Source organism: Bradyrhizobium sp. B124 (assembly GCF_038967635.1).
Classification (GTDB): domain Bacteria; phylum Pseudomonadota; class Alphaproteobacteria; order Rhizobiales; family Xanthobacteraceae; genus Bradyrhizobium.
Window position 1 is genome coordinate 2,961,540 of sequence record NZ_CP152413.1, and the last position, 25,616, is coordinate 2,987,155.

The window sequence follows — 25,616 nt, forward strand, 5'->3', positions numbered from 1 at the left end:
CACAAGGAGACGCCCATGAAGCTTACAACCAAGTCCGGTGCCACCCTCGCCGCCGCTGCAGCGACGCTTTTCCTGGCCGGAGCCGTGGTGTCGACGCAGTCCTACGCTGCGAGCGAAGGCAAATGCGTTGGCGCCAATGCCTGCAAGGGCCAGAGCGCCTGCAAGGGCGGCAACCACGCCTGCAAGGGTCAGAATGCCTGCAAGGGCCAGGGCTTTGCGGAGATGACGAAGGCCGACTGCACCGCGGCGAAGGGCAAGTTCAAGGCCGGGTGAACGGATCGGACCAAGCGGGGCCCGGTGTAGGCCGGGCCTCGTTTCCATGATAGTTCTTTTAAGTTGGGCGCCACGATCCTGGCGCCGGAAGCGCGGAGCCGCCATGAACGTTGCGAGCCGATCACCGGACAAGTCGGTGCTCGCAGAGCGCCCGCTGCAGTCGGCCAAGCCGCCCTTCCTCGGCTTCGGCCTCGGCCTGCGTGCCCAGCACTACGACGAGATATTGAACGGCAATCCGCCGATCGACTGGTTCGAGGTGATCAGCGAGAACTACATGCTGCCGGGCGGCCAGCCGCTGCGCATTCTCGACCGGATCTGCACGCGCTATCCCGTGGTGATGCACGGCGTCTCGCTGTCGATCGCCTCCACCGCGCCGCCGAACTTCGACTATCTGCAAGGCCTGAAGGACCTCGCAACGCGCGTGCAGCCGAAATGGGTGTCCGACCATCTGTGCTGGACAGGCGTGCACGGCAAGAACCTGCACGATCTGCTGCCGATCCCCTATACGCAGGAGGCGCTCGATCACGTCGTGAGCCGGGTGCAGCTGGTGCAGGATTTCCTCGGCCGCGCCATCGTGCTCGAGAATGTCTCGACCTATGTGCAGTTCAACAATTCCGAGATGACGGAGTGGGAATTCCTCTCCGAGCTGTCGCGCCGCTCCGGCTGCTGGCTGCTGTTCGACATCAACAATGTCTATGTCAGCGCCTTCAACCACGGCTACGATCCGATGGCCTTCCTCAACGGCATTCCCGCCGATCGCGTGGTGCAATTCCACATGGCGGGCCACAGCCATATGGGCACCCACATCATCGACACACACGACCATCCGGTGTGCGAGGATGTCTGGGACCTCTATGTTGCGGCCTTGAAGCGGTTCGGACGCGTCTCGACCATGATCGAGCGCGACGACAACATCCCGCCGCTCGACGAATTGCTGCACGAGGTCGACCGCACCCGCGAGATCGCCGAGCAGGTGCTGCCCGTGGGCACGCCGGCGGCATGAGCGACTTCGCGCGCCAGCAGAGCGAGTTTCAGCACGCCATCCTCAGCGGCGACGACGGCATCCTGACCGAAATCCTCGACAGCCCCAAGGAGACGCGCGCCACGCTGTTCGGCGTTTATCGCCATGCCTACGGCTCGCGGCTGGTCGAGGCGATGCGCAACGACCACGAGCTGCTGCATCGCTATCTCGGCGACGAGATGTTCGACGAGATGGGCCATGCCTACGTCAAGGCACGGCCGTCCGAGCACCCGAACCTGCGCTGGTTCTCGCAGGGATTGCCGGACTTCCTGAAGGCCACCCCACCGTACAGCAACCATCCGGTGCTCGCCGACCTCGCCGCGCTGGAGAAGGCATTGAACGACGCCTTCGACGCCGCTGAAGGCGCCGTGCTGGCGCTGGAGGCGATGGCCGGTTTCGCGCCCGAGCAATGGAACGACCTGGTGTTCCAGCCGCATCCGAGCGCTGCGAGGCTCGACCTGTCGACCAATGCCGCAGCGGTCTGGATGGCACTGAAGAACGACGAGACGCCGTCCGAGGCGGAGACGCTCGCCGAACCCGCGCGTCTCCTGATCTGGCGTCAGGACACCACGTCGATGTTCCGCGAGCTGCCGACGGAGGAAGCGATGATGTGGGACGAAGCCTCCGATGGCGTTCCGTTCGGCGTGCTCTGCGAGATGCTCGCGACCTACGACGATCCCGACAATGCGGCAGCGCGCGGCGCCGGCTATCTGCATGGCTGGATCACGGCGGGACTTCTAATGGCGGCTTCCATCCGCAAATAGAGGGCCCGCGGCATGACGCGATGAAGAGCATCCCGACATATCGCGTAATCGCCGCCGCGATGCTGGTCGCGGCAATCCTCATCGGCATCGCATCGTGTCACGTCAAGGCGCAGTCCGAGTTCATGCGCGGCGAGGGCATGCCTTACGACGCCTTCGACCGGCTGCCCAAGACCGATCTCGACGTCGCCGGCGCCACCATCCATGTTGGGTTCGCACCCGGCGAGATGGCGCTGCCGAAGGACAGGATATTCGACTGGATCAAGGCGTCCGCCCGCGCGGTCTCGATCTATTACGGCCGGTTTCCCGTCAGCTCGTTGCGGCTCTTGATCGTGCCGGTCGACGGTTCGCGCGTTCGCGGCGGCACCACATGGGGCTATCGCGGCGCTGCGATCCGGCTGCCGATCGGCCGCGACGCGGGCACCGGCGATCTCAAGCGCGACTGGGTGATCGTGCACGAGATGGTGCACACCGCCCTGCCCGATCTCGACGACCGCTATGCCTGGCTGTCGGAAGGGCTTGCGGTCTATGTCGAGCCGGTCGCGCGGGTGCAGGCCGGCGATCTCACGGCGCGCGAGATCTGGCTGGCGATGCTGCGCGACATGCCCAAGGGCCTGCCGCAGGCCGGCGACGAGGGCCTCGACCATACCGACACCTGGGGCCGGAAATACTGGGGCGGCGCGATGTTCTGCCTGTTCGCCGATGTCGAGATCCGCAAGCGCACCGGCAACAAATTCGGCCTGCAGGATGCGATGCGCGGCGTGCTCGCCGCTGGCGGCAATCACGAGAAGGACTGGCCGATCGCGCGGGTGCTCTCGACCGCCGACAGGGTGGTCGGCGTCGACGTGCTGACGCGGCTGCACGGCGAATGGGGATCGAAGGCGGTGACGCCCGATCTCGCCGCGCTGTGGCGCGACCTCGGCGTCAGGCTGCAGGGCGACAGCGTCGAATTCGACGACCGCGCACCGCTGGCCGATATCCGCAAGGCGATCACCGAAGCACGCGCGCGCTGAAGCGCGCTTTCTTGAGCATGATCTGTTCGGAAAACCGCTTCGCACTTTTCCGGATCATGCTGTAGCAACCCGCTTCGCGGCTGCACACGGCCCAACTGCGCTGGATTTTGCCGGCGCGATGTCGGACTATCGGCGAATCGCCGCAATCCTCACGGGAGACCGATGGCCGACGTTCATCAGACACGCGCCAACTGGCCGATCTTCCGTTCACTCAGCGCGTTCCGGCCGGGCGACTTGCCGGGCGATCTGATCGCCGGGCTGACGCTCGCCGCGATCGCGATCCCCGAGCAAATGGCGACCGCGCGGCTCGGCGGGTTCTCGCCGCAGATCGGCTTCTTCGCCTTCATGGCCGGCTCGCTCGGCTTTGCGATGTTCGGCGCCAACCGCTTCCTGTCCTGCGGCGCCGATTCCACGATCACGCCGATCTTCGCGGCCGGCCTGGCGCTGATGGCGACCGCTGGGACACCCGACTATCAGTCGCTGGCGATGGCACTGGCGCTGATGGTCGGCGCGATCATGATCGCGGGCGGCCTGTTCAAGCTCGGCTGGATCGCCAATCTGCTGTCGACGCCGGTGACGGTCGGCTTCCTCGCCGGCATTTCCGTCCACATCCTGGTCTCGCAGCTGCCCGGCGTGCTCGGCCTGACCACGCCGGACGGGCCGACGCTCTACAAGCTCGGGGTCCTCGCCGAGAAGATCGGCCAGACCAACTTCTACACGCTGGCGATCGGCCTTGGCGTGCTGGCGCTGGTTGCCGGATCGGAGAAGATCAGCGCGCGGATTCCGGGCGCGCTGATCGGCCTTGTCGTGGCCACCATCGCGGTTGTCGCCGGCCATCTCGAAAGCAAGGGCGTCAAGGTGGTCGGCACCGTGCCCGGGTCGCTGCCGACACCATCGTTTCCGGACATCGCGCCGGAGCGATGGATCAAATTGTTGTCGCTGGCGATCCTGATCGCCATTGTCGTCATGGTGCAGACCGCGGCGACGACGCGTTCGTTTCTATCAGATCCGGACAAGCCGGCCGACGTCGACCGCGACTTCCTCGGCGCCGGTGCCGGCAGCCTGCTCGCCGGCCTGTTCGGCGCCTTCCCCGTCAACGCCAGCCCGCCGCGCACCGGCATCGTCTCGGAGACCGGCGGACGCACGCAGCTCGCCGGGATGTTTGCCGCGGCCATCGTGCTCGCGCTGTTGGCGTTCGGCGCGACGCTGCTGCAGCACGTGCCCGACGCGGCGCTCGGCGGCGTGCTGCTGTTTGTCGCGCTGCGCATCATCCGCGTAAATCAGATCGTCACGATCTTCCGCCAGTCGTTCTACGAATTCCTGCTGGTGGTGGCGACGGCCGCCGCGATCATCGTGCTGCCGATCGAGCAAGGCGTCGCGGTCGGCATCGCGCTGTCGCTGCTGCACGGCATCTGGACCACGACGCAGGGCCAGCTGGTGGAGCTCGTCCACGTGCCCGGCACCACGATCTGGTGGCCGACCGGCCCGCACGTCACCGGCGAGCGCAGGCCCGGCACTGCCGTGGTCGGCCTGCAGGCGCCTTTGTCGTTCCTCAACGCGGAAGGTTTTCACAGCGGCGTGCTCAAGACCATCGGCCGCGCGACGCCCAAGCCGCGGTTGCTGGTGATCGAGGCCAGCGGCATGATCGAGATCGACTTCACGGCGGCACAAGCGCTGCGCGACCTGTTTCGCGAGTGCCGCGATGACGGCCTGACCGTGGCCGTGGCGCGGCTCGAATCCTCCCGCGCCCAGGAGGCGTTCGAGCGCTTCGATCTCTACACCGTCCTGCCGAGGGACCACGTCTTCCACAGCGTCGATGAAGCGGTCCGCACGCTGGGCGCGCAGAGCTAAAAATTGGTGAGATCGGGAGCTGCGTAGCCCGGATGAAGCGAAGCGCAATCCGGGATTCTTTCGCGCGTTGATGAACTCTCCCGGATTGCGCTTCGCTCCATCCGGGCTACTGGGACTCGCCTTCAACTCAAGCCTGCTCGCCCTCGAGCGTCGGATGCTCCTTCAGCACCTCGGCCTTGATCGAGCCGGCGTGGATGGCGCGGAACAGCGCCCGCCCGGTCTTGATGTTGTTGGCCTTCATGCAGAGGCCGACGATCTCGCGCACCGCGGAATCCCGCACCAGCTCGTCGGAGATCTTCATCGCGGTCTGCATCGCGACCTTGGCGGCACGCTCGTAGCGATCGCGCTCGATCTGCTGCTTCTCCGGCGAGCGCTTGCCGGGCGAGCCGATCGCCTCGGCGCAGCCGGACGCATCGCGGCAGATCGCACGAATCCGCTGCGCAGCCTCGATGTCGCCGAGCGGCTGCACCACGGGATCGTCCCAGATATCCTTCCGCTTGGCCTTGCTGAACCACGACATTGCAACGCCCTGTGGCCGGAATATCCGATCGGTTAAGCCGCAGGAACGATCTTGCCGGGATTGAAGATATTCTGCGGATCGAGCGCCTGCTTCAGCGCCCGCATCGCGTCGAGCGCCTCCGGGCCGAGCTCTGCCTTCAGATATTTCTGCTTGCCCTGGCCGATGCCGTGCTCGCCGGTGCAGGTGCCGCCCATCGCCTGCGCCCGTTCGACCAGCCGATGCATGAACTCCTCGCCGCGCGCCATCTCGTCGCTGTTGTTGATGTCGCAGACCAGCGAGCAGTGGAAATTGCCGTCGCCGACATGGCCGACGATCGGCGACAGCAAATTGAGCCGCTTCAGATCGTCCTCGGTCTCGGTGACGCAGTCGGCAAGCCGCGAGATCGGCACGCAGACGTCGGTTGCGACCACGCCGATGCTGTCGCCGGGACGGATCGCCTTGACCGACCAATAGGCATCGTGCCGGGCCTGCCACAGCTTGGTGCGGTCCTCCGGCTTGGTGGTCCAGGTGAACTCACCACCGCCGCACTCGGCGGCGATGTCGCGGAAATTCTTCGACTGCTCGGCGACCTCGACCTCGCTGCCGTGGAATTCCAAGAGCAGCAGCGGCGTCTCCGGCAGCGACAGCTTCGAATAATTGTTGCAGGCCTTCACCTGCGCGGCATTGAGCAGCTCGATCCGAGCGACCGGGATGCCGGTCTGGATCGCGAGGATGGTGGCCTGGCACGCGCCGCGCACCGTCTCGAACGAACAGGCGGCGGCCGCGATCGTGTCGGGGATGCCGCGGAGGCGGATGGTCAGTTCGGAGATGATGCCGAGCGTGCCTTCGGCGCCGATGAACAGATGCGTCAGGTCGTAACCGGCCGACGACTTCTTGGCGCGCGTGCCGGTCGTGATGATCTCGCCGTCGCCGCGCACCACCTTCAGCGCCAGCACGTTCTCGCGCATGGTGCCGTAGCGCACCGCGTTGGTGCCGGAGGCGCGGGTCGAGGTCATGCCGCCGAGCGAGGCATCGGCGCCGGGATCGATCGGGAAGAACAGGCCCTGGTCGCGCAGATGCTCGTTCAGCGCCTTGCGGGTCACACCGGGCTGGATCACACAGTCGAGGTCCTCGGCATGCACCGCGAGCACCTTGTTCATGTCGCGCAGGTCGATGCAGACGCCGCCGGCGGGCGCGTTGACCTGGCCTTCCAGCGAAGTTCCGGTACCGAACGCGATGACGGGCACGCCATTGGCGGCGCAGATCCGCACCACGTCCTGGATGTCGGCGGTTTCCTGCGCCATCACCACTGCGTCGGGCGGCTGGGTCGGCAGCCAGGTGGTGGTATGGGCGTGCTGCTCGCGCACGGCTAAAGACGTCACGAGCCGGTTGCCGAACCGCGCCGCCAGCGCGTCGATCGCGCGCTTCAGGGCCTCCGGCTCAGGTCGCGTCAGATTGCTCGAAATCGTTGTCGCCACGTCGAATTTCCTCCCGGCTTTAGCCGACCGTGGCAAAGCTTGTATAAGGGGTCAAGAGAGCCTGACTTGAAAAAGTGGACGCGGGAGTCACAGAAAAGTTCATGCTCGAACGCCAACGGACCGGGGATGGATGATGACTTCAGCGACTGCCACGAGCGAGATGCCACTACCGGCCGCCCCGTTCAAATCTTCCGTGATGCAGATCGAGCCGCAATGGATCGATTATAACGGCCACCTCAACATGGCCTACTACAATGTGATGTTCGACCGTGCCATCGACGAGATGTGGCTGCAGCTCGGCATCGGGCCGGCCTACATGAAGGAGCGGCAGTGCTCGACCTTCACCGCCGAGTGCCACGTCCGCTACTTGCGGGAAATCCATCTCGGCGATCCCGTGCAGGTCCAAGTCTTCCTGCTCGGCGCCGACGAGAAGCGGCTGCACACGTTCGAGGAGCTGCGCCACGCCACCGAAGGCTGGCTTTCCGCGACTTCGGAAAACCTCACGCTGCATATCGACATGGAGGCGCGCAAGGTGGCGCCGTTTCCACCTGACATCCGCACTCGCATTCAGAAGATCGTGGATAGCTATGCGGGTGTGTCGCGTCCCGAGGGCATCGGCCGCAACGTGGCGATGCCCTCGAAGAAATAACGAGCCCTTCGCTATACCCTCGTGCGGCCGCGCGCCAATCCGACCACCGCCGACACCAGGAACAGGATGATGGCGATGAAGAAGATCGCCTTGGCGATTTCGATCGAGGCGCCGGCGATGCCGCCGAAGCCCAAAATGCCCGCGATCAGGGCGACGACCAGGAATGTGACGACCCAGCTCAACATGATCAAACCTCTCGCTTCGTTTCCTTGTTCGATTCCTGGCGCGGGCGTTTAGCCGGCGCCGCATTTGTTGAAACAATCCTGCGGGGAAACGCTGGTTCCTGATCGCGAAACCGGGAAATTTTCGCCGATTTCAGGAACCGGGCCGGTTGTGCACTGCTGCCAAAACCGTTCCAGGCGGCGGCGATAAAACCTGTCAAAACGGCCGATCAGGCCCTATATGGCCTTCAATCCCTGTTAAGAAGGCTCCCCTTCACCGTCCCACGGTGCCATCGTGGGGCCGAGACGATTCGCCAATGACCGAGCCGAGCAAACTGCCCCATCACGGCGTTCCCGAGCACCAGCCGGTGGCTGGCGGCATCGCCGCGCGTGCGCGGGCTGCGGCCGGCGCTCCGCAATATCTCAACGGCCTCAATCCGGAGCAGCGTGAGGCGGTCGAGACGCTCGACGGCCCCGTACTGGTGCTCGCCGGCGCCGGCACCGGCAAGACCCGCGTGCTGACCACGCGCATCGCGCACATCCTGAGCCAGGGCCGCGCGCGGCCGCAGGAAATCCTGTCGGTGACCTTCACCAACAAGGCGGCGCGCGAGATGAAGCTGCGGCTCGGCCAGATGCTGGGCCAGGCGGTCGAGGGCATGCCGTGGCTCGGCACCTTCCACTCGATCGGCGGCCGTATCCTGCGCATCCATGCCGAGCTGGTGCAGCTCAAATCCAACTTCACGGTGCTCGACGTCGACGACCAGGTGCGGCTGCTGAAGCAACTGTTGCAGGCCGAGAACATCGACGACAAGCGCTGGCCGGCGCGGATGCTCGCCGGCCTGATCGACAGCTGGAAGAACCGCGGGCTGTCGCCGTCACAGGTGCCGGCGGGCGAAGCCGCCTCGTTCGGCAACGGCAAGGGCGGCAAGATCTACGCGACCTACCAGGAGCGGCTGAAGATCCTCAACGCGGCCGATTTCGGCGATCTCCTGCTCGAAAATATCAGGCTGTTTCGCGAAAATCCTGACGTGCTGCGGCAGTACCAGAACCGCTTCAAGTTCATCCTGGTCGACGAGTACCAAGACACCAACGTAGCGCAGTATCTTTGGCTGCGGCTGCTGTCGCAGGCGCCGTCGCGGCCGGGGCGATCGCTCGCTGATGTCATTCCGGGTGCCGTCAATTCTCCCGTCGTTCCGGGGCGCATCGAAGATGCGAACTCTGGTGCGCAATTGCGCACCGGAGAATCTCGAGGAGAAGAGGACTCATCTCGAGATTCCGGGTCTGCGCCTGCGGCGGATCCCGGAATGACGGAGAATGGTCCGCTCAAAAACATCTGCTGTGTCGGCGACGACGACCAGTCGATCTATGGCTGGCGCGGCGCCGAGGTCGACAACATCCTGCGCTTCGACCACGATTTCCCCGGCGCCAAGGTGATCCGCCTCGAACGCAATTACCGCTCCACCGGCCACATCCTGGCTGCGGCATCGCATCTGATCGCGCACAATGAGGGCCGGCTCGGCAAGACGCTGCGCACCGAGGATGTCGACGGCGAGAAGGTCACCGTCACCGGCTCCTGGGATTCGGAAGAGGAAGCGCGCGCGATCGGCGAGGAGCTCGAAGAGCTGCAGCGCGCAGGCGAAAACCTCAACAACGTCGCCATCCTGGTCCGTGCCTCGTTCCAAATGCGCGAGTTCGAAGACCGCTTCGTTACGCTCGGCCTGCCCTACCGCGTGATCGGCGGCCCCAGATTCTACGAGCGCGCCGAAATCCGCGATGCGCTGGCCTATCTGCGCACCATCAACTCGCCTGCCGACGACCTCGCCTTCGAGCGCATCGTCAACGTGCCCAAACGGGGGCTCGGCGATGCCACCGTACAGCTGCTGCACGACCATGCCCGCAAGCGCCGCATCCCGCTGTTCGAGGCGGCGCGTGCCGTGGTCGAGACCGACGAGCTGAAGCCGAAGGCGCGCGGCTCGTTGCGCGATCTCGTCATGCAGTTCGACCGCTGGCGCGCCCAGCGCGAGGTCACCTCGCATACCGAGCTCGCCGAGATCGTGCTCGACGAGAGCGGCTATACCGAGATGTGGCAGAAGGACCGCTCGGCGGACGCCGCGGGCCGGCTCGACAACCTCAAGGAGCTGGTGCGTTCGATGGAGGAATTCGAGAACCTGCAAGGGTTTCTCGAACATATCTCGCTGGTGATGGACCGCGACGGCGAGGCCGGCGACGAAGCCGTGTCGCTGATGACGCTGCATTCGGCCAAGGGCCTCGAATTCGACAACGTGTTCCTGCCGGGCTGGGAGGAAGGCCTGTTCCCGAGCCAGCGCACGCTGGACGAACAGGGCCGCGCCGGGCTCGAGGAGGAGCGCCGCCTCGCCCATGTCGGGCTGACCCGCGCCCGCCGCCGCGCCAAAATCTATTTCGCGACCAACCGCCGCATCCATGGCACCTGGTCGACCACGATCCCGTCGCGCTTCCTCGACGAGCTGCCGGCGCACAATGTCGAGATCACCGAATCCAAGGGCGGATCGGGCTGGGGTGGCAGCGGCGGCTATGGCGCCTCGCGCTTCGACAACCTCGAATCATTCGGCTCGAGCTATTCGACCCCGGGCTGGCAGCGTGCCCAGGCCAACCGCAATCGCGGCGGCGGGGGGCGCAGCGGCGGAGGCGGCTTCGAGGAGCGGCAGTCCTCCTTTTCGTCCGACAGCTTCAGCCGCACCAAGCGCGGCCCCATGGTGATCGAGGGCGAGCTGGTGGCCAAATCCACCGGCGCGGTGTCGGAATTTTCACTGGATGACCGGGTGTTTCACCAGAAATTCGGCTACGGCCATGTGGTGAAAGTCGACGGCAACAAGCTGACCATCGCCTTCGAAAAGGCCGGCGAGAAGAAGGTCGTCGACAGCTTTGTGGAACGGGCGTGAGATAGCGGCCTTCCTTTCCGACCTTCCTTGGCGGCCTTCTCTGTTCGTAGCCCTTGACCATCGCTGATTTCACGGGTTGAGATGGCCGCATGGTCCGGGGTGGGTTTTTCCTTTTTGTCATTGCGCTCACTGCGCCGTCGCTGGCGGTCGCGGAGACGATCAGCTTTGGCGATTCCGCAGCGCAGCTCGCCAAGGCCTGCGGCGCAGACATCACCGCCAATTGCCGCGGCGTCAATCTCGACTCCACCCGCCTCAAGGAGTGCCTGTCGCGCAACCGCGACGTGATCTCGCCGCAGTGCAAGGAGAGCTATTTCTCCACCCTCGATGCGATCCAGAAGCGGATCGCGGCGCGCGTGACCGTTGCCAACGTATGCACCCGCGAGATCGTCAAGGTCTGCGGCGGCTCGACCAAGGAGACCAGCAAATCGGTGCCCTGCCTCGTCGGCGCCAAGGGCCTCAGCCGCAATTGCGCCCAGGCGATCAATGACGCGGGGTATCAATGATGCGCCTGAAGACGCGAGGCTTGCGCGAACTTGACCTTTTGGCCGTGCTCGGCACGCTGGTCTTGCTGGCGATGTCGCTCGCCCCTGCACAGGCGCAGACCGCCATCACGCGCGACGACGTCATCGCCAAGCTCAATCACTACGAGACGGACGCAACGATCGACGTCCCCGCATTGCGCCAGCAAGTGCTCGAACGATCGCGGTCGCGATCGAAGAACGAGCCTCCGCCGCAAAAGCGGCCGCCGATCGCCCCCGACCTGACCAACCTGCCGACATTCAATGCCGACATCCAGTTCGATGTCGACACGCCGATCGTGCTGCCCGACTCCTACCAGTCCGTCGGGCGCATTGCCGATGCGCTGACGCACGCTTCGCTGTTGCCGTATACGTTCCTGATCGTCGGTCACATCGAATCGACCGGACGGCGCGAGAACAACGTGCTGCTGAGCCAGCGGCGCGCCGACGCGATCCGCGACATCCTGGTCAACACCTTCAAGATCACGGCGAAGCGCCTGCAGTCGGTCGGACTCGGCGAAGAGCAATTGCTCGACCCCGCCCGCCCCAACGCGCCGGTCAACAACCAGGTGCAGATCATGCTGGTCGGCAAGGTCGCCGATACCGCGCCGCCCGCGCACCCCGCCCCGGCGGCGGCCGCCAAGAAGCCGGCGAAACCGGCGAAGCGGCACTGATTGGATTGAATAGCGGGCGTCGGAACTGCGTCCCCTCCCGCCCATATGCGATGGCCCCGGAGCGAAGGGCGCCTCCACGACTTCGGAATACTAGAAGAGTACCGCTGATTTGCCCGACTGGTCAAATTGCAATGTCCGCCGCCAGCCGCCGGCTCCTTTGCATGGGGTTGTTTTCGATATTTTGGCCGTGCGCCCCTAAGGCGGCAGGCCATCAGCCTCGTTCGATAGGCCACGATACGTGGACACGTCAGTTGCAGAAGCCGCAAGCGCCGTATGCGATGGCCCTGCCCGCAAGCGGGAGCGGTGAATGCCGCAGAATAAATTTCTCCCTCGCCGACCGATTGCAGAACGGACCGTGCGTTCCTATCTGGGCTGAACCCGCATCACGCCCCCGCCCGGGCTCCAATCCGCGCGCGCCCTTCCCTCACGCTTCCGATCCTCCATGTCGCCGATAATCTCCGTATCCAATCTTTCAAAGACCTATGGCTCCGGTTTCAAGGCGCTGAAGGGCATCAATCTCGATATCGTCAAGGGCGAGATCTTCGCGCTGCTCGGACCGAACGGCGCCGGCAAGACCACGCTGATCAGCATCATCTGCGGCATCGCCAATCCTAGCGAGGGCCGTGTTTCGATCGGCGGACACGACATCATCGCCGACTATCGCGCGGCGCGGTCGATGATCGGGCTGGTTCCGCAGGAACTGCACACCGATGCCTTCGAGACGGTCTGGGCGACGGTCAGCTTCAGCCGCGGCCTGTTCGGCAAGCCGAAGAACCCTGATCATATCGAGAAGGTGCTGAAGGACCTGTCACTGTGGGACAAGAAGGACAGCAAGATCATCACGCTGTCCGGCGGCATGAAGCGCCGTGTGATGATCGCCAAGGCGCTGTCGCACGAGCCGCAGATCCTGTTCCTCGACGAGCCCACCGCCGGCGTCGACGTCGAGTTGCGCAAGGGGATGTGGGAAGTGGTCCGCACGCTGCAGGCGGCCGGCGTCACCATCATCCTGACCACGCACTACATCGAAGAAGCCGAGGAGATGGCCGACCGCATCGGCGTCATCAACAAGGGCGAGATCATCCTGATCGAGGACAAGGCGACGTTGATGCAGAAGCTCGGCAAGAAGCAGCTGACGCTGCAGTTGCAGAGCAAGCTCGACGCCGTTCCGCCGGCGCTCGCCGCCTACAGCCTCGAGCTCTCCGACGACGGCCACGCGGTGACCTACGACTACGACACCAAGGGCGATCGCACCGGCATCACCAGCCTGCTCAACGATCTGCGCAATGCCGGCGTCCGGATCTCCGATCTCGATACCAGGCAGAGCTCCCTCGAAGACATTTTCGTCAGCCTCGTGAGGGCGCCATGAACTACCGCGCAATCCGGGCGATCTATCTGTTCGAAATGGCGCGCACCTGGCGCACGCTCCTGCAGAGCATCGTCTCGCCGGTGGTCTCGACCTCGCTGTATTTCGTGGTGTTCGGCGCCGCGATCGGCTCGCGCATCACGGAGGTCGAGGGCGTCAGCTACGGCACCTTCATCGTGCCGGGGCTCGTGATGCTGTCGGTGCTGACCCAGAGCATCTCGAACGCCTCGTTCGGCATCTACTTCCCGAAATTCGCCGGCACGATCTACGAGATCCTGTCGGCGCCGATCTCCTATCTCGAGATAGTCATCGGCTATGTCGGCGCGGCCGCCACCAAGTCGATCATCCTCGGCCTGATCATCCTGGCCACCGCCGGACTTTTCGTACCTCTGCACATCCAGCATCCGGTCTGGATGCTGACCTTCCTGGTGCTGACGGCCGTCACCTTCAGCCTGTTCGGCTTCATCATCGGCATCTGGGCCGACGGCTTCGAGAAGCTGCAGATGATCCCGATGCTGGTGGTGACGCCGCTCACCTTCCTCGGCGGCAGCTTCTACTCGGTGAACATGCTGCCGTCGGCCTGGCGCACCCTCACGCTGTTCAATCCGGTGGTCTATCTGATCTCCGGCTTCCGCTGGAGCTTCTACGAGATCGCCGATGTCAGCGTCGGGCTCAGCCTCGGTATGACTGCGGGCTTCCTGATCGCCTGCATGGTGATCGTCGCCTGGATCTTCAGGACCGGCTACCGGCTGAAGAACTGACGTCTGTAGCCCGGATGAAGCGCAGCGAAATCCGGGACCTTTATCGCCAAGCCTGCAGAACCCGGATTTCGCTGCGCTCCATCCGGGCTACGCACCTCCCAATCAGTAGCAATGGAAATGGCCGTGGCGGTAGTAGCCGCGGCAGCGGTGGCCACGGCGGTAGCCGCGATCCGGGATACCGAACACGCCCTTGACCGCGCCCATGGCGCCGCCGACGCCAGCACCGACGGCTCCGCCGACCACGCCGCCTATCGGACCGGCGGCCCGGTTGCCCTCATAGGCACCTTCATGCGCCCCGCGGACGATGCCCTGGGCATGGCCGGCTTGGGGGACAGTCATCAGGGCCAAAGCGAGAGCTGCGGCCGCAAGCAGGAGCCGCGCGGAGAGGCCGGCTGGGACGACGGCCGCGGTCTTAACCTTGGTGTTGTTCATCTTGATTCCTTGATGCGCGGCACGAATGCGCCGCCGGGGCGGGATTGTGAAACGCCCATGCGGCCAAATGGTTGCGTAGCGGTGACCAACTGGGGCCGTTGTCGCGGCCTTGCTCGCGAAAATGTCAGTCCGCAGCGACAGGCCAGCCCGGCTTCGGCCTTGTTTGCGCCGCGTGCGGGATTAACGATGCACCAGGTCCGCCACTGGAACCAAATTTCGATTCCGGGCATATTGTTTGCCGGGGACGGAGAGCCACGGCTTTGTAATCAGGCCTGGAGGCCAAAGATAAAATGCGTTCGTTCCTTATTGCGTTCACTTCCGTGATGCTGTTCACGGCCGGCGCCGCGCAGGCCAAGGTCGATATCACCATTGACAAGGACAACCAGCAGATGACCGTCGCGGTCGACGGCGTCGCGCGCTATCACTGGCCGGTCTCGAGCGGCATCCCCTCGCGCGAAACGCCGAACGGCACTTTCCGCGCCTTCCGCATGGAAGAGGATCACTACTCCAAGGAATTCGACGACGCGCCGATGCCGCACTCGATCTTCTTCACCAAGATCGGACACGCGATCCACGGCACCGACTCGGTCAACCGCCTCGGCACACCGGCCTCGCATGGCTGCGTGCGGCTGTCGCGCGACAACGCATCGACGCTCTACGCCCTGGTCCAGAAGGAAGGCGTGCTCAACACCACCGTGACGCTGACCGGCTCGGCGCAGGTCGCGCTGGCGCGCAATCCGCGCGGGCGCAACGGCACCGCGGTCGCCCGCCGCGCGCCGCAGCAGGACGAGCAGTATGGTACCGCCGCCGCCGGCGACCCGGTCGTCCTGACACCGCAGCCGCGCGAATATCCGGCGCAGGCCCGCGCCGATGACGGCTACATCTATCCGGCCGACGGCAGCTCGACTGCGCAGCGCTACCCGGCGCCGCCTTCAAGCCGTCGCGTCTACGACGCGCAGGCCTATGGCCAGCAGCAATACTACGGCAATCAGGGCTACGCGGTGGCGCCGCAAGGCACCTATCAGCCGCGGCCGTACTACCAGCAGCAGCGCAGCTTCTACGGCAACAACTATCAGGACTGAGACGCAGTTTCTCCTGATCCACTGACGGCGCCGCAGCCGCCGCGCCGTCAGTTCACGCTCCCCTCACCCGCTTGTGACCGTCGCAAAAGGCCCGCGTCGTCGTGCGCCGTGGCCCGTCGTCGCGCCGTCATCTGATTGTAAAATTAGCCCGATATTCGGCGGCAAGAGCGCCCGCCCGGCCCCTGGAGGCCGATTCACGCGGAATGCCCCATGAAACCAGGGCGAGAAGCGCGGGTCGCGTAGGCAATATCAGAGGTCGACATGAAACGGGGCATCATTGTCCTTTGCCTGTGCATCGTGGCGATGGCCGGCTATTTCACGACGGACAGATGGGCCATCCGTCACACGACGCTGACGTTCCACGACGTTCTGCGCGACGATCGCGACGTCACGGTCGAGGTCGCCGTGCGGCGCGACCGGCAAATGCAGGCGATGGCTGAGATGATCGAGCTGCCGGTCGCGATCCTGAGCCACGGCAACACCGTCAGGAACACCGAGTACTCGTTCCTCACCAATGTGTTCGCGTCACGCGGCTATCTCGTGGTCAGCATCCAGCACGATCTCGACAGCGATGCGCCGATGGTGACCAAGGTCGGCGAGGAATATGTCGGCCGCCGCATGCAATATAATCGCGGCGTCTTCAACATCATGTATGCGATCGACGAGCTGAAGAAGCTCTATCCGAACGCTAACTATCGCGCGCTGACGCTGATCGGCCACTCCAACGGCGGCGACATCTCGATGTTCTTCGCCAGGCAGCATCCCGACCTGGTCAAGAAGGTCGTGACGCTGGACAATCTGCGCGTCCCATTCATCACCGACAGCAAGATCAAGATCCTGTCGTTCCGCTCCAGGGATCCGGTGTTCAAGGCCGATCCGGGCGTCGTGCCTGACGACGAGACCTGCGCGAGACTCGGCATCAAGGTGGTCAGAACCGAATTCCAGCACAACGACCTCAGCGACCGCGGCCCTGACAGCGCGAAATCGTCGATCCAGGCCGGCGTGGAGCAATTCCTCGACGAGGACGGCGGCGAGAGCGCGCCGACGATGCCACTGCTTGCGGCTTCGACACCCGCCTCCGCGACGACAGCACCGGAGAAGAAATAGCCATCGCGGTGACGTCGACTGGCGCTCTCCGATGCCGCCGGGCAGTGCTTACGCACGCGCGCTGCGGTGGGCCCTGGCAACGAGCCAGATCGCCGAAAGCAGGAAATAGAACGCGCCGAATCCCGCATAGGGAGCAACGTCCAGAATCGTCGGCGCGACGGTGCCGATCGATCGGCTGATCATGTAGCCGCCGGCCAGTACCGACTGCGCACCACTGAGGATCATCGCCCATTGCGCCCCAACATGACGCCAGCGCCTGACGCCGGTGGACAATTGCAGCATACCCGCAAGGATCGCCCAAACCCCGAACACCGCCAGAACCGCATAGGTGTTGCGGCCGATCGCCACGATCACGGCGAGCGTCGTGATGGCACTGACCACGACATTCAATGCCTGGGACGGGTTGGCCTTCAGCCCGCCGTTGACGCGCCCGTCCGCCAGATTGGCGATGGCGTCCCATGCCGGGTAGATCACAAGCAGGAATGCGGCAGGGCCCGCTTGTCCACTGAAAAGAACGGCGGCGGCGACCCAGGCGATCGAGAAGAGAGCGCGCCCGAAATAGTAGGATTGCAGCCAGCTGGATTGGGCCGAAAGTCGGCTTTGCATTGATTGACTCCCATGTTTACCTACCTACTAGTAGGTATGTAAACGTCCCAGGTCAATCGGGCACAGGGACACCTTCTTGTGTCGAACAGGTGCGCCACCCGCCTTGACAACTTACCTATCGGAAGGTAGGCGCCGGCATGAACCCAATGATTTCGACTTCAGAGCGGATTCTCGACGTCGCGCAGTCTCTCATCGTGGCGGGCGGCTATAACGGGTTCAGCTATGCCGACATCTCGGATGCGATCGGCATCAGGAAGGCGAGCATCCACCATCACTTCCCGACCAAGGCCGAGCTGGTTTCGGCGCTGGTCGATCGCTACCGGCAGCAGACCGAGCTGGGGCTGAAGTCCCTGCTGGAGCAGTCCGCCAGCCCGGCCGACCAACTGCAGTCCTATGTGAGCTTCTGGCAGGCGTGCATTCGAGATGCCACGCTGCCGTTCTGCGTCTGCGCGATGCTTGCCGGCGAGATGCCGATGTTGCCGGACGAGGTCGCATCGCGCGTCCGCGCCCATTTCCATCATCTTGCGCGATGGCTTACGTCGGTGCTGCAGGCTGGCGCAGAGCAGCGCCTGTTCCGGCTGGACAAGCGGCCGGAAGATGAGGCCCAAACGCTGATGGCATCGGTTCATGGCGCGATGCTCTCTGCGCGGGCTTTCAACGACCCCGAACTGTTCACCGCGATCGTCAGCTCAGGGATCGCGAAGCTGCTGGTAGCGGAGCGCTAGAACGTTTTCGAGCGAAGTGGCCACCGGTTCGCGTGAAGAAAACCCGTCAAACAAAAATCTAGAGCTTCGGTTCTGATTCAATCAGAACCGAAATGCTCTAGAGCAAGACCGCTAGAGCCTACTGCTCGCCGTCGCGCAGGCGCCGGTAGACCGCGCCCAGCACGTTCGAATAATCGTCGGTCCAGACCCACTGCTTCTCGTTGGCATCGGTCTCGGTCCAGACGTCGGACGACGCGAGCTTGCCGACATCGGCGTCCTCGCGCGCGGAGACCACGACCGAGGTCGAGAAGATGTATTCGTTGTCGCGCCCGGAATCCTCGCTATAGACCCAGCTTTTCATGTCGTTGGCATCGGCGATGCCGACCACGACGCTGGCAAGTTCGAGATGCCGGTTGGAGACGTGCATCACGACCGCGCCCCGCGGCGCCAGCTTCTCCTTGTAGATCGCCATCGCCTCCTCGGTCGCGAGATGGATCGGGATCGCGTCCGACGAATAGGCGTCGACGATGATGAGATCGTAGACGCCGTCCGGCTCCTTGGCGAAGGTCAGCCGCGCGTCGCCGATCACAGGCTTCAGGTTCGGCTCGCAGCTCTGGATGTAGGTGAAGTATTTCGGGTCGCGCGCGGTATCGACCATCGACTGGTCGATCTCGAAGAATCGCCAGTCCTCGCCGGGGGCCGATGCACAAGTCAGCGTCCCCGAGCCGAGCCCGATGACAGCCACTTTCAGCGGCGCACCCTTGCGCTCGCGCATTGCGGTGATGGCCTGCCCGATGCCGCCGTCCTTGTGATAGTAGCTGATCGGCTCCGGCTTTCCGCTGACCGGCGTGCCGTCGTCGTTCTTGAACTTCTCGGCGCCATGGATCGTGGTGCCGTGCATCAGCACGTGATACTGCCCGTTCGGCGTCACCACGATCTTGTGCACGCCGAAGAAGCTGCGCACGGTTTCGACGCGGCCGTCGTCGGATGGATAGGCGCGCAGCACCACCAGCGCGACCACGACGGTGGCGAATATCTTCCAGCGATTGGCATTCAGTGCGAGCGCGAGCAGCGCCGAGAGCACGCCGACCGCGCCGATCACCCACACCCGGTGGTCGTCAAACCAGTTGAAGATGTCGCCGGCCGAATAGCTCGGCGCGATCAGCGCCACCGCCAGCACCGCAAGGAACGGCCAGTACCAGGCGCTCCAGCGCGGCAGCCGCTCCGCGCCGCCGGGCGGACGGCACAGCGCCGCGAGCGCCAGCAGGATCGGATATTCGGCGATCCATGAGAAGGTGAACGGCGCGATCAGCCCCGCGAACAGGCCGCCGACCATGCCGCCGAACGACAGCGCGACATAGAAGCCGGTAAGATATTTCGCCGCCGGGCGGGTGCGCGCGAGCTCGCCATGACAGGCCATCGCGATGATGAAGAAGCAGAGCTGATGGCCGCCGAGCGTGAGGAGCAGGTTCTGCTCGCCGCCGACCGCGAGCAGGATCACGACGCCGGCGATCGCCAGCGGCTGCGCCAGCAGCATCCATTTGTGCGGCAGCAGCGGCCGCGACTGGAACACCAGCACCCAGGTCAACAGATACAGCGACAGCGGCAGCACCCAAAGCAAGGGAGCGGCCGCGACGTCGGTCGAGATATGCGCGGTCACTGCGATCAGCAGGCCGGACGGCACGGCTGCCAGGAAGATCCAGCGCGCCCGCCGCGACCAGGACGGCGCCGGTGCTTTCGCGTCGTCAACCTGCCCGTCGAGCGCGGCGGCATAGGCCGGCGAGCGCAACAGCAGCACGCCGCAGCTTGCGATCAGAACGATCAGCAGCCCATAGCCGCCGGTCCAGATCAGGTTCTGGGTGCGCAAGGTGAACATCGGCTCGAGCAGCACCGGATAGGACAGCAGCGCCAGGAAGCTGCCGATGTTCGAGGACGCATAGAGAAAATACGGGTCGGGGCCGTTGGGATGGCCGGTGCGCACGAACCAGGCCTGCAGCAGCGGATTGTTGGCGGCGAGCGCGAAGAACGGCAGGCCGATCGACACCGCGAACAGGCCGAGCAGCCAGACCGCGTAGCCCGAGGTCGGCGGCTCGCCCCAGCCGCTTTTGATCGTCAGCGGCAATGTCAGCAGCGCGATGACGAGGAGCACGAGATGCACCACGATGGGCACCACGCGGCTGTTCAGCTTCATCAGCAGATGTGCGTAAGCGTAACCGCCGAGCAGCAGCGACTGGAAGAACACCATCGCCACCGACCACACCGCCGGCGAGCCGCCGAGCCGCGGCAGCACCATCTTGGTGAACAGCGGCTGCACCGAGAAAAGCAACAGCGCGCTGACGAAGATCGCGGCGGTGTAGACAACCAGCACCAGCCGGTTTCGCGAGGCGGACGGCTCAGACGACATGAATACTCCCGGTCACGATCCGGCAGATCAACACCGGGCAGATGCATTGCATTGAATCATAGCGCCACGCAGCGGGCAACACGGCCACCGATGCCAATCGCTTGAGCGGCTCAGCCGGTCAGGACATCATCGGTCGAACCTACCGCGCCGGTAAGCGGCGCAGCTTCGTCCATCTGCGGCCGGAACGGCGTTCGTCCCATCCAGGGCTGCATTTCCAGATGTTGCAGCCAATCCTTGACCGACGGGATCCAGCCGAGATCGTCCTTGACGTGCTGCTCGCCGACCGTCCGCACCGGCACCTGCTTGCCGGCGCTGTTGGTCAGCGTCGCACCGAAGATCTTCTCGCAGAGGAAGATGCCTTCGCTGTGATGACGCAGCGCGCGGTGCCGCACGTCGGCGAGATGCGCCTTGCTCTCGTCGAACCAGTCGTGGATCGGCAGGTAGTCCTCGGGAACACCGCCGAACAGGCGCGCCGAACGCACGGCATGATGATAGGGATGCGCCATCGCGGGCTACCTCGTGATCTCTGCGTTGCGGGTCACCGGATCGGCGGCGGGGTCGTCGGTCACGGTGCCGGCGTCGAGATCGACCGTGAACGCGCCGTACAGGACATGCTCGCCGGTGCCATAGCCGCTGCCGAGCAGCATGGTCGCAAACTCCGTGCACAGCCAGTCGTGAACAAAGGAGTCGATCTGGTTGTGCTCGCTCCTGCCGTCGTACCGGCGCGTCACCCCGCGCGCGACCAGCCGGTCGAGCAGCTTGCGCGCGACGAGTTGATCGACCAGTGCAGCGGTGTCGATGCGCGTGCCGTCCTGAAGCGTGGCACTCTCAAGCCAGGTGAATCCCTCGTCATTGCCCCCGTCATAGCGACAGTAGAGCTGCCGCACGCCGAGATCGGTGAGCACCGGAACGACCGCGGCGAGCAAACGCTGCCGGACAAAGACGGCCTGCGTGGCGCGTGCGGTATGCCAGGCTGCCGTCGCCTGCGGACTTGGCGCAGCCGGAGTCCTGCGGCCACGCAGGCGGTCCCACAGGCTTGGTCGCGAAACCGGCACCTTGTCCGGCGGCGGTTCGGGCGGGACGTCCAGAGAAAAATGCACGGGGTCGTGCTGCCCGCCATATTCCGGCGCCGGCAGATAGACGAACTGGTCGGCACGCGGCGGCGGCAGATCGGAATCGTCGTCGGGCCACTCGATTTGAGTTTGATCAAAAACAAACGGCATTTGCACTCCACGGTTTGGCAAGACTGAACGAACGAGGCGCCCTGCCTGCCCCGCTGGGGGTTCACGGCCCCCGACAATCGCGGTCGAACTATCGTATCCGGATCGGTACGGTTTTGTGACCCGCCGGATGCGAGGGCATCGCGGACGGTGGCCGGATGAGATCATCCGGCCTATAGAAGCACCATGTCCAATCATGAAGTCGACGTCGTCATCATCGGTGCGGGGCACAACGGCCTCACCTGCGCGGCCTATCTCGCGATGGCCGGGCTCAAGGTCAGGGTCGTCGAGCGCCGCAAGGTGGTCGGCGGCGCCGCCGTCACCGAAGAGTTTTGTTCGGGCTTCCGCAATTCGGTCGCCGCCTACACGGTGAGCCTGCTCAACCCGCAAATCATCTCCGACCTGAAACTTGCCGAGCAAGGCCTCAAGATCGTCGAACGCCGCGCGCAGAACTTCCTCCCCGCACCCGACGGCAGTTACCTGCTGACCGGCGAAGGCCGCACCCAGCAGTCGGTCGAGAGACTGAGCCAGCGGGATGCGGCAACGATCGGCGTGTTCTCGGGGGAACTCGAAGCGATCGCCGATGTGCTGCGCCAATTCGTGCTGCGCGCGCCGCCGAACCTGGTCGAAGGCTTCGGCCTCGGCGCCATGAGTGAAGCCTTCAACGCGCTTGGCACCGCCAACATCCTGCGCCGGCTGTCGCTCGAGCAGCAGCGCAATCTGCTCGACCTGTTCACACGCTCGGCCGGCGAGATGCTCGACGAGCGTTTCGAGAACGACCTCGTCAAGGCGCTGTTCGGCTTCGACGCCATCGTCGGCAATTATGCCAGCCCCTACGCGGCCGGCTCGGCCTATGTGATGCTGCACCATGCGTTTGGCGAGGTGAACGGCAAGAAGGGCGTCTGGGGCCACGCGATCGGCGGCATGGGCGCGATCACCCAGGCGATGGCGCGTGCCGCGCGCGGCCATGGTGTCGAGATCGAAACCGATGCGCCTGTCCGCGAGGTGATCGTCGAGAAGGATCGCGCCACCGGCGTCATGCTCGACAATGGCGAGACGATCAGCGCCAAATATGTCGTCTCCAACGTCAACCCGAAGCTGCTCTACACGCGCCTGGTGCCGGAAGGCGCACTGGCAAGCGAATTCCGCACGCGCATCGGTCGATGGCAGAACGGCTCCGGCACATTCAGGATGAATGTGGCGCTTGATACCCTGCCCTCGTTCACGGCGTTGCCCGGCCCGGGCGATCACCTCACTGCGGGCATCATCATCGCGCCTGGTCTCGGCTACATGGATCGCGCCTGGCGCGACGCGCGTGAATTTGGCTGGAGCCGCGCGCCGGTCGTCGAGGTGCTGATCCCCTCGACGCTCGACGACAGTTTGAGCCCGCCGGGTCAGCATGTCGCGAGCCTGTTCTGCCAGCACGTCGCGCCGCAATTGCCCGACGGTAAATCATGGGACGACCATCGCGAGGAAGTCGCCGACCTGATGATCGCAACCGTCGACACGTATGCCCCCGGTTTCGCGGGCAGTGTGGTCGGCCGCCAGATCCTGTCGCCGCTCGACCTCGAGCGGCAGTTCGGCCTGCTCGGCGGCGACATCTTCCACGGCGCGCTGACACTGAACCAGCTGTTCTCGGCGCGTCCCATGCTCGGCCATGCCGATTACCGCGGACCGCTGCGCGGTCTCTACCATTGCGGTTCCGGCGCCCATCCCGGCGGCGGGGTCACCGGCGCCCCCGGCCACAACGCCGCGCGGGCCGTCCTCGCCGACCATCGCGCGCTGTTCGCATAGAGCAGAGGGCGCATCGCGGGCCGCGGTCGGCGCCGGGCCAAGTTGTGGACAGGTCTGTTGAGAAGCTGTGGGTCGACCGTAGCCAGAGGTGGTGTGCCTTGGCGGGACAATCGGTGAGTATCCCGGTCGACTGCCGGTGGAACGGAAGCCGACGACCCCGGGGACAATGCGCTTGATGTCTTGTGGACAGGCTGCGTGAGGCTCTGTGGACAACCTGTCAAAAAGAAAACACCGGGCCTCGTTGCCCGGTGCTTGCTCGAGAACGCCGTCTGCGAAATTACTTGAGCGAGCTCGCGACCGTGCTGAACGTCCCGCTCAAGTTCGTGCCGACGCCATTCACCGCAGCGATGATGGCGATGGCGATGCCGGTCGCAATCAGTCCGTATTCGATGGCGGTCGCGCCGGATTCATTCTGTAAAAACCTAACGAAAAGAGTTCTCATTGCAGCCCTGCCCTGGGTTGTGATGCCTTGGAACGAAGGGTGTTCCCTAGTTCCACCTCCGTAGTAGTACGGCGGTATCTAAGGTTGTCTGAATCGGGAACCTATCAATTCTCGCGATATTCGATTGAATACGGCTTGAAACTTTAACAAAAACCGCGCTACCGGCCTCCGATGACCCCGTCCACACACCGCGCCAGCATCACCCTTCCAGACGAACCGACCGCAAAGCGCGTGGTCGACGCGCTCTCCGAGATGTATTTCGAGGATCAGGCGGCATTTGCGGCCTTCGAGCGGCCGGATGGCCGATGGGATGTCACCGTCCATTTTGCCGAGCCGCCGGACCAAACCTTGTTGCGCGAGCTGGTCGGACAGACTGTGCGGCCCGATGTCGCATCGACTTTGGTATTTGACACCGTCGAGGCAAAGGACTGGGTCAAGGCCAGCCTGGAAGATCTGGTCCCGGTCGCGGCCGGCCGGTTCATCGTCCATGGCCAACATGACCGGCACAGGATACCGCCGAACAAGCTCGGGATCGAGATCGAGGCGGCGCTCGCCTTCGGCACCGGCCATCACGGCACCACGCGCGGCTGCCTGCTGCTGCTCGATCACGTGCTGAAGGCCTATCAGCCCCGCCGGGTGCTCGATCTCGGCGCCGGGACCGGCGTGCTGGGAATTGCCGCCGCCAAGGCGCAGCATCGCAAGGTGCTGGCGAGCGACATCGACCCGCCGTCGGTCAAGGTCGCCGCCGAGAATGCCCGGCTGAACGGGGCAGGACATCTGGTCGATGTGATCCGTGCCACCGGCTTTGCATCGCCGCGGTTTGCCGAGGACGGGCCGTTCGATCTGGTGCTCGCCAACATCCTCGCCAATCCGCTGCGCCAGCTGGCGGGGCCGATGGCCCGGCACCTCGCATCGTCGGCGCAGGTCATCCTCTCGGGCCTGCTGACGCATCAGGCGCCGGCGGTCGTTGCTGCTTATCGCGCCCGCGGGCTGGTGCCGCTGCGGCATCTGAAGATCGAGGGCTGGAGCAGCCTGCTGCTGCGCTCGGTCAGGTGAAATGGCCGCGACCGGCAGACAGTGCGGCGACTGCACGCTCTGCTGCAAGGTGATGGCGATCGAGCAGCTGGCGAAGCCGGCCAACGCATGGTGTGCCCATTGCAAGCCAGGGCGCGGCTGCCGGATCTATCCAAGCCGGCCGGCAGAGTGCCGCGCGTTCAGCTGCGTCTGGCTGGTCAACGAGCTGCTGGAGGAGCACTGGAAGCCCTCCCGATCGAAGCTCGTCCTGACCACGTCGGACGACGGGCTCGAGGTCAGATGCGATCCGGGCTTTCCGGATGCCTGGCGCAGGGAGCCGTTTCGCAACGAGCTGAGGGAATGGGCGATATCCGGCGAGCCGCTCGACATGACCGTCGTCGTGATCGCCGGTCAGCGCGTGACGCTGCTGACGCCGGAGCGCGAATTCGATCTGGGTGTCGTCGGCCCCGATGAGCGGATCGTGCGTGAACTCGAGGGCACCAGGGTCGTCAATGTAACCGTGGCGAAGGCGTCCGACCTCGCACCGTAAACGCGATCTGCGGGCTGGCTATTCAGGTGCTGCGGAATCGCGGCCGGCCGTGTCGGCCTTGTCCTGACCGGCTGCACGCCTGGCACGCGCCTCGACCAAACGGTCGAGCATCTGCACGATGACGCCACGTTGCTTCTGCTCAACCGGCGCGATCGGCCCGCGGCGAACCGGTGGCGAGATCTTCTCAAACGTGAATGCAGGCATCGTGCATCTCCTCACCGTTGAGTTGAGACACTCCTGGACGCCCCCCGTACGCTCGATCGGCGATGGTGGACATCGTCCGGTCACTTCCACTATGCCATGATTCAAGCATAAGTT

At 64.7% G+C, this 25,616-nt stretch carries 27 protein-coding genes; 17 read left to right on the forward strand and 10 right to left on the reverse strand.

Annotated features, from left to right (window positions below):
• The first annotated feature begins 15 nt into the window (after window positions 1–15).
• From AAFG13_RS14350 to AAFG13_RS14370, 5 genes are all read left to right on the forward strand, one after another.
• A complete protein-coding gene (locus AAFG13_RS14350) occupies window positions 16–273 on the forward strand; it encodes a hypothetical protein (RefSeq protein WP_021077200.1) in 258 nt (85 codons plus the stop codon).
• Between the two features lie 103 nt (window positions 274–376).
• Window positions 377–1,276, forward strand: a complete 900-nt coding sequence (locus tag AAFG13_RS14355) for a DUF692 domain-containing protein (protein ID WP_342712393.1) — start codon at window positions 377–379, stop codon at window positions 1,274–1,276.
• A complete protein-coding gene (locus AAFG13_RS14360) occupies window positions 1,273–2,058 on the forward strand; it encodes a DNA-binding domain-containing protein (RefSeq protein WP_342712395.1) in 786 nt (261 codons plus the stop codon). The genes AAFG13_RS14355 and AAFG13_RS14360 overlap by 4 nt, the downstream gene beginning before the upstream one ends.
• Before the next feature lie 20 nt (window positions 2,059–2,078).
• Entirely contained in the window at window positions 2,079–3,068 is a 990-nt protein-coding gene (locus AAFG13_RS14365) for a hypothetical protein (protein ID WP_342712396.1), read from the forward strand.
• A gap of 162 nt (window positions 3,069–3,230) precedes the next feature.
• The gene (locus AAFG13_RS14370; protein WP_342712397.1) at window positions 3,231–4,919 is read left to right on the forward strand and encodes a SulP family inorganic anion transporter; all 1,689 of its coding nucleotides are present in this window, start codon (window positions 3,231–3,233) and stop codon (window positions 4,917–4,919) included.
• Window positions 4,920–5,046: 127 nt separating this feature from the next.
• Here AAFG13_RS14370 and AAFG13_RS14375 read toward each other — a convergent pair whose 3' ends face one another.
• Together AAFG13_RS14375 and AAFG13_RS14380 are read right to left on the reverse strand one after the other, a co-directional pair.
• Window positions 5,047–5,439: a hypothetical protein gene (locus AAFG13_RS14375; protein WP_342712398.1), complete on the reverse strand. Its 393-nt coding sequence runs from the start codon at window positions 5,437–5,439 to the stop codon at window positions 5,047–5,049.
• Window positions 5,440–5,471: 32 nt separating this feature from the next.
• Complete coding sequence (locus AAFG13_RS14380; RefSeq protein ID WP_342712400.1) at window positions 5,472–6,896, reverse strand: FAD-linked oxidase C-terminal domain-containing protein; 1,425 nt, start codon at window positions 6,894–6,896, stop codon at window positions 5,472–5,474.
• Window positions 6,897–7,056: 160 nt separating this feature from the next.
• Between AAFG13_RS14380 and AAFG13_RS14385 the strand changes: the two genes are divergently transcribed.
• Window positions 7,057–7,545, forward strand: coding sequence for a thioesterase family protein (locus tag AAFG13_RS14385; protein WP_342713336.1), 489 nt, complete (start codon window positions 7,057–7,059; stop codon window positions 7,543–7,545).
• Between the two features lie 11 nt (window positions 7,546–7,556).
• Here the strand turns inward: AAFG13_RS14385 and AAFG13_RS14390 are convergent, their stop codons facing one another.
• Window positions 7,557–7,730 carry a DUF1328 domain-containing protein gene (locus AAFG13_RS14390; protein WP_212310518.1) on the reverse strand — a complete coding sequence of 58 codons (174 nt, stop codon included), beginning with the start codon at window positions 7,728–7,730 and terminating at the stop codon, window positions 7,557–7,559.
• A gap of 293 nt (window positions 7,731–8,023) precedes the next feature.
• Here AAFG13_RS14390 and AAFG13_RS14395 point away from each other — a divergent pair, with 293 nt between their 5' ends.
• The 5 genes from AAFG13_RS14395 to AAFG13_RS14415 all read left to right on the forward strand — a co-directional run bounded on the left by AAFG13_RS14395 (window position 8,024) and on the right by AAFG13_RS14415 (window position 13,943).
• Entirely contained in the window at window positions 8,024–10,627 is a 2,604-nt protein-coding gene (locus AAFG13_RS14395) for a UvrD-helicase domain-containing protein (protein ID WP_342712401.1), read from the forward strand.
• Between the two features lie 89 nt (window positions 10,628–10,716).
• Window positions 10,717–11,130, forward strand: coding sequence for a hypothetical protein (locus tag AAFG13_RS14400; protein ID WP_092115892.1), 414 nt, complete (start codon window positions 10,717–10,719; stop codon window positions 11,128–11,130).
• Window positions 11,127–11,819, forward strand: coding sequence for an OmpA family protein (locus AAFG13_RS14405; RefSeq protein ID WP_212310520.1), 693 nt, complete (start codon window positions 11,127–11,129; stop codon window positions 11,817–11,819). Before AAFG13_RS14400 ends, AAFG13_RS14405 begins: the two co-directional genes overlap by 4 nt.
• 442 nt (window positions 11,820–12,261) lie before the next feature.
• Complete coding sequence (locus AAFG13_RS14410; RefSeq protein ID WP_342712402.1) at window positions 12,262–13,185, forward strand: ABC transporter ATP-binding protein; 924 nt, start codon at window positions 12,262–12,264, stop codon at window positions 13,183–13,185.
• On the forward strand, window positions 13,182–13,943 hold the full coding sequence (locus tag AAFG13_RS14415; protein ID WP_212310522.1) for an ABC transporter permease: 762 nt from the start codon (window positions 13,182–13,184) through the stop codon (window positions 13,941–13,943). Before AAFG13_RS14410 ends, AAFG13_RS14415 begins: the two co-directional genes overlap by 4 nt.
• A 102-nt stretch (window positions 13,944–14,045) precedes the next feature.
• Here AAFG13_RS14415 and AAFG13_RS14420 read toward each other — a convergent pair whose 3' ends face one another.
• Entirely contained in the window at window positions 14,046–14,375 is a 330-nt protein-coding gene (locus AAFG13_RS14420) for a hypothetical protein (protein WP_212310523.1), read from the reverse strand.
• 290 nt (window positions 14,376–14,665) lie between these two features.
• Here AAFG13_RS14420 and AAFG13_RS14425 point away from each other — a divergent pair, with 290 nt between their 5' ends.
• Both AAFG13_RS14425 and AAFG13_RS14430 read left to right on the forward strand, forming a co-directional pair.
• Window positions 14,666–15,457 carry a L,D-transpeptidase gene (locus AAFG13_RS14425; protein WP_212310524.1) on the forward strand — a complete coding sequence of 264 codons (792 nt, stop codon included), beginning with the start codon at window positions 14,666–14,668 and terminating at the stop codon, window positions 15,455–15,457.
• Between the two features lie 261 nt (window positions 15,458–15,718).
• Entirely contained in the window at window positions 15,719–16,564 is an 846-nt protein-coding gene (locus AAFG13_RS14430) for an alpha/beta hydrolase (protein ID WP_229169895.1), read from the forward strand.
• Between the two features lie 48 nt (window positions 16,565–16,612).
• Here AAFG13_RS14430 and AAFG13_RS14435 read toward each other — a convergent pair whose 3' ends face one another.
• Entirely contained in the window at window positions 16,613–17,170 is a 558-nt protein-coding gene (locus AAFG13_RS14435; protein ID WP_342712403.1) for a DUF308 domain-containing protein, read from the reverse strand.
• A 137-nt stretch (window positions 17,171–17,307) separates the two neighbouring features.
• Between AAFG13_RS14435 and AAFG13_RS14440 the strand changes: the two genes are divergently transcribed.
• Window positions 17,308–17,895 (forward strand): TetR/AcrR family transcriptional regulator, encoded by a 588-nt coding sequence (locus AAFG13_RS14440; RefSeq protein ID WP_342712404.1) that lies wholly within the window; start codon window positions 17,308–17,310, stop codon window positions 17,893–17,895.
• A gap of 118 nt (window positions 17,896–18,013) precedes the next feature.
• On the opposite strand, the gene AAFG13_RS14445 is transcribed toward AAFG13_RS14440, so the two are convergent.
• The 3 genes from AAFG13_RS14445 to AAFG13_RS14455 form a co-directional block, all read right to left on the reverse strand.
• Window positions 18,014–20,278, reverse strand: a complete 2,265-nt coding sequence (locus tag AAFG13_RS14445; RefSeq protein WP_342712405.1) for a fused MFS/spermidine synthase — start codon at window positions 20,276–20,278, stop codon at window positions 18,014–18,016.
• Between the two features lie 110 nt (window positions 20,279–20,388).
• Complete coding sequence (locus AAFG13_RS14450; protein ID WP_212310528.1) at window positions 20,389–20,784, reverse strand: hypothetical protein; 396 nt, start codon at window positions 20,782–20,784, stop codon at window positions 20,389–20,391.
• Between the two features lie 6 nt (window positions 20,785–20,790).
• Window positions 20,791–21,501 (reverse strand): hypothetical protein, encoded by a 711-nt coding sequence (locus AAFG13_RS14455; RefSeq protein ID WP_342712406.1) that lies wholly within the window; start codon window positions 21,499–21,501, stop codon window positions 20,791–20,793.
• Between the two features lie 183 nt (window positions 21,502–21,684).
• Here AAFG13_RS14455 and AAFG13_RS14460 point away from each other — a divergent pair, with 183 nt between their 5' ends.
• A complete protein-coding gene (locus AAFG13_RS14460) occupies window positions 21,685–23,292 on the forward strand; it encodes an NAD(P)/FAD-dependent oxidoreductase (RefSeq protein WP_342712407.1) in 1,608 nt (535 codons plus the stop codon).
• A gap of 277 nt (window positions 23,293–23,569) precedes the next feature.
• Here the strand turns inward: AAFG13_RS14460 and AAFG13_RS14465 are convergent, their stop codons facing one another.
• Window positions 23,570–23,734 (reverse strand): Flp family type IVb pilin, encoded by a 165-nt coding sequence (locus AAFG13_RS14465; protein ID WP_212310531.1) that lies wholly within the window; start codon window positions 23,732–23,734, stop codon window positions 23,570–23,572.
• A 171-nt stretch (window positions 23,735–23,905) separates the two neighbouring features.
• Here AAFG13_RS14465 and AAFG13_RS14470 point away from each other — a divergent pair, with 171 nt between their 5' ends.
• Together AAFG13_RS14470 and AAFG13_RS14475 are read left to right on the forward strand one after the other, a co-directional pair.
• Complete coding sequence (locus tag AAFG13_RS14470) at window positions 23,906–24,790, forward strand: 50S ribosomal protein L11 methyltransferase (protein WP_342712408.1); 885 nt, start codon at window positions 23,906–23,908, stop codon at window positions 24,788–24,790.
• A 1-nt stretch (window position 24,791) separates the two neighbouring features.
• Window positions 24,792–25,298: a hypothetical protein gene (locus tag AAFG13_RS14475; protein WP_342712410.1), complete on the forward strand. Its 507-nt coding sequence runs from the start codon at window positions 24,792–24,794 to the stop codon at window positions 25,296–25,298.
• 18 nt (window positions 25,299–25,316) lie between these two features.
• Here AAFG13_RS14475 and AAFG13_RS14480 read toward each other — a convergent pair whose 3' ends face one another.
• Entirely contained in the window at window positions 25,317–25,502 is a 186-nt protein-coding gene (locus tag AAFG13_RS14480) for a hypothetical protein (RefSeq protein WP_212310534.1), read from the reverse strand.
• Window positions 25,503–25,616: the final 114 nt, after the last annotated feature.

What these genes read in the sequence shown, in the direction of transcription:
- AAFG13_RS14385 (WP_342713336.1), top strand. Translation starts at nt 7,057, where the DNA reads ATGCCACTACCGGCCGCCCCGTTCAAATCTTCCGTGATGCAGATCGAG.
- AAFG13_RS14410 (WP_342712402.1), top strand. Translation starts at nt 12,262, where the DNA reads ATGTCGCCGATAATCTCCGTATCCAATCTTTCAAAGACCTATGGCTCC.
- AAFG13_RS14405 (WP_212310520.1), top strand. Translation starts at nt 11,127, where the DNA reads ATGATGCGCCTGAAGACGCGAGGCTTGCGCGAACTTGACCTTTTGGCC.
- AAFG13_RS14370 (WP_342712397.1), top strand. Translation starts at nt 3,231, where the DNA reads ATGGCCGACGTTCATCAGACACGCGCCAACTGGCCGATCTTCCGTTCA.
- AAFG13_RS14480 (WP_212310534.1), bottom strand. Translation starts at nt 25,502, where the DNA reads ATGCCTGCATTCACGTTTGAGAAGATCTCGCCACCGGTTCGCCGCGGG.
- AAFG13_RS14395 (WP_342712401.1), top strand. Translation starts at nt 8,024, where the DNA reads ATGACCGAGCCGAGCAAACTGCCCCATCACGGCGTTCCCGAGCACCAG.
- AAFG13_RS14440 (WP_342712404.1), top strand. Translation starts at nt 17,308, where the DNA reads ATGAACCCAATGATTTCGACTTCAGAGCGGATTCTCGACGTCGCGCAG.
- AAFG13_RS14470 (WP_342712408.1), top strand. Translation starts at nt 23,906, where the DNA reads ATGACCCCGTCCACACACCGCGCCAGCATCACCCTTCCAGACGAACCG.
- AAFG13_RS14430 (WP_229169895.1), top strand. Translation starts at nt 15,719, where the DNA reads ATGAAACGGGGCATCATTGTCCTTTGCCTGTGCATCGTGGCGATGGCC.
- AAFG13_RS14420 (WP_212310523.1), bottom strand. Translation starts at nt 14,375, where the DNA reads ATGAACAACACCAAGGTTAAGACCGCGGCCGTCGTCCCAGCCGGCCTC.
- AAFG13_RS14475 (WP_342712410.1), top strand. Translation starts at nt 24,792, where the DNA reads ATGGCCGCGACCGGCAGACAGTGCGGCGACTGCACGCTCTGCTGCAAG.
- AAFG13_RS14365 (WP_342712396.1), top strand. Translation starts at nt 2,079, where the DNA reads ATGAAGAGCATCCCGACATATCGCGTAATCGCCGCCGCGATGCTGGTC.
- AAFG13_RS14460 (WP_342712407.1), top strand. Translation starts at nt 21,685, where the DNA reads ATGTCCAATCATGAAGTCGACGTCGTCATCATCGGTGCGGGGCACAAC.
- AAFG13_RS14375 (WP_342712398.1), bottom strand. Translation starts at nt 5,439, where the DNA reads ATGTCGTGGTTCAGCAAGGCCAAGCGGAAGGATATCTGGGACGATCCC.
- AAFG13_RS14455 (WP_342712406.1), bottom strand. Translation starts at nt 21,501, where the DNA reads ATGCCGTTTGTTTTTGATCAAACTCAAATCGAGTGGCCCGACGACGAT.
- AAFG13_RS14355 (WP_342712393.1), top strand. Translation starts at nt 377, where the DNA reads ATGAACGTTGCGAGCCGATCACCGGACAAGTCGGTGCTCGCAGAGCGC.
- AAFG13_RS14390 (WP_212310518.1), bottom strand. Translation starts at nt 7,730, where the DNA reads ATGTTGAGCTGGGTCGTCACATTCCTGGTCGTCGCCCTGATCGCGGGC.
- AAFG13_RS14450 (WP_212310528.1), bottom strand. Translation starts at nt 20,784, where the DNA reads ATGGCGCATCCCTATCATCATGCCGTGCGTTCGGCGCGCCTGTTCGGC.
- AAFG13_RS14425 (WP_212310524.1), top strand. Translation starts at nt 14,666, where the DNA reads ATGCGTTCGTTCCTTATTGCGTTCACTTCCGTGATGCTGTTCACGGCC.
- AAFG13_RS14350 (WP_021077200.1), top strand. Translation starts at nt 16, where the DNA reads ATGAAGCTTACAACCAAGTCCGGTGCCACCCTCGCCGCCGCTGCAGCG.
- AAFG13_RS14465 (WP_212310531.1), bottom strand. Translation starts at nt 23,734, where the DNA reads ATGAGAACTCTTTTCGTTAGGTTTTTACAGAATGAATCCGGCGCGACC.
- AAFG13_RS14360 (WP_342712395.1), top strand. Translation starts at nt 1,273, where the DNA reads ATGAGCGACTTCGCGCGCCAGCAGAGCGAGTTTCAGCACGCCATCCTC.
- AAFG13_RS14415 (WP_212310522.1), top strand. Translation starts at nt 13,182, where the DNA reads ATGAACTACCGCGCAATCCGGGCGATCTATCTGTTCGAAATGGCGCGC.
- AAFG13_RS14400 (WP_092115892.1), top strand. Translation starts at nt 10,717, where the DNA reads ATGGTCCGGGGTGGGTTTTTCCTTTTTGTCATTGCGCTCACTGCGCCG.
- AAFG13_RS14445 (WP_342712405.1), bottom strand. Translation starts at nt 20,278, where the DNA reads ATGTCGTCTGAGCCGTCCGCCTCGCGAAACCGGCTGGTGCTGGTTGTC.
- AAFG13_RS14435 (WP_342712403.1), bottom strand. Translation starts at nt 17,170, where the DNA reads ATGCAAAGCCGACTTTCGGCCCAATCCAGCTGGCTGCAATCCTACTAT.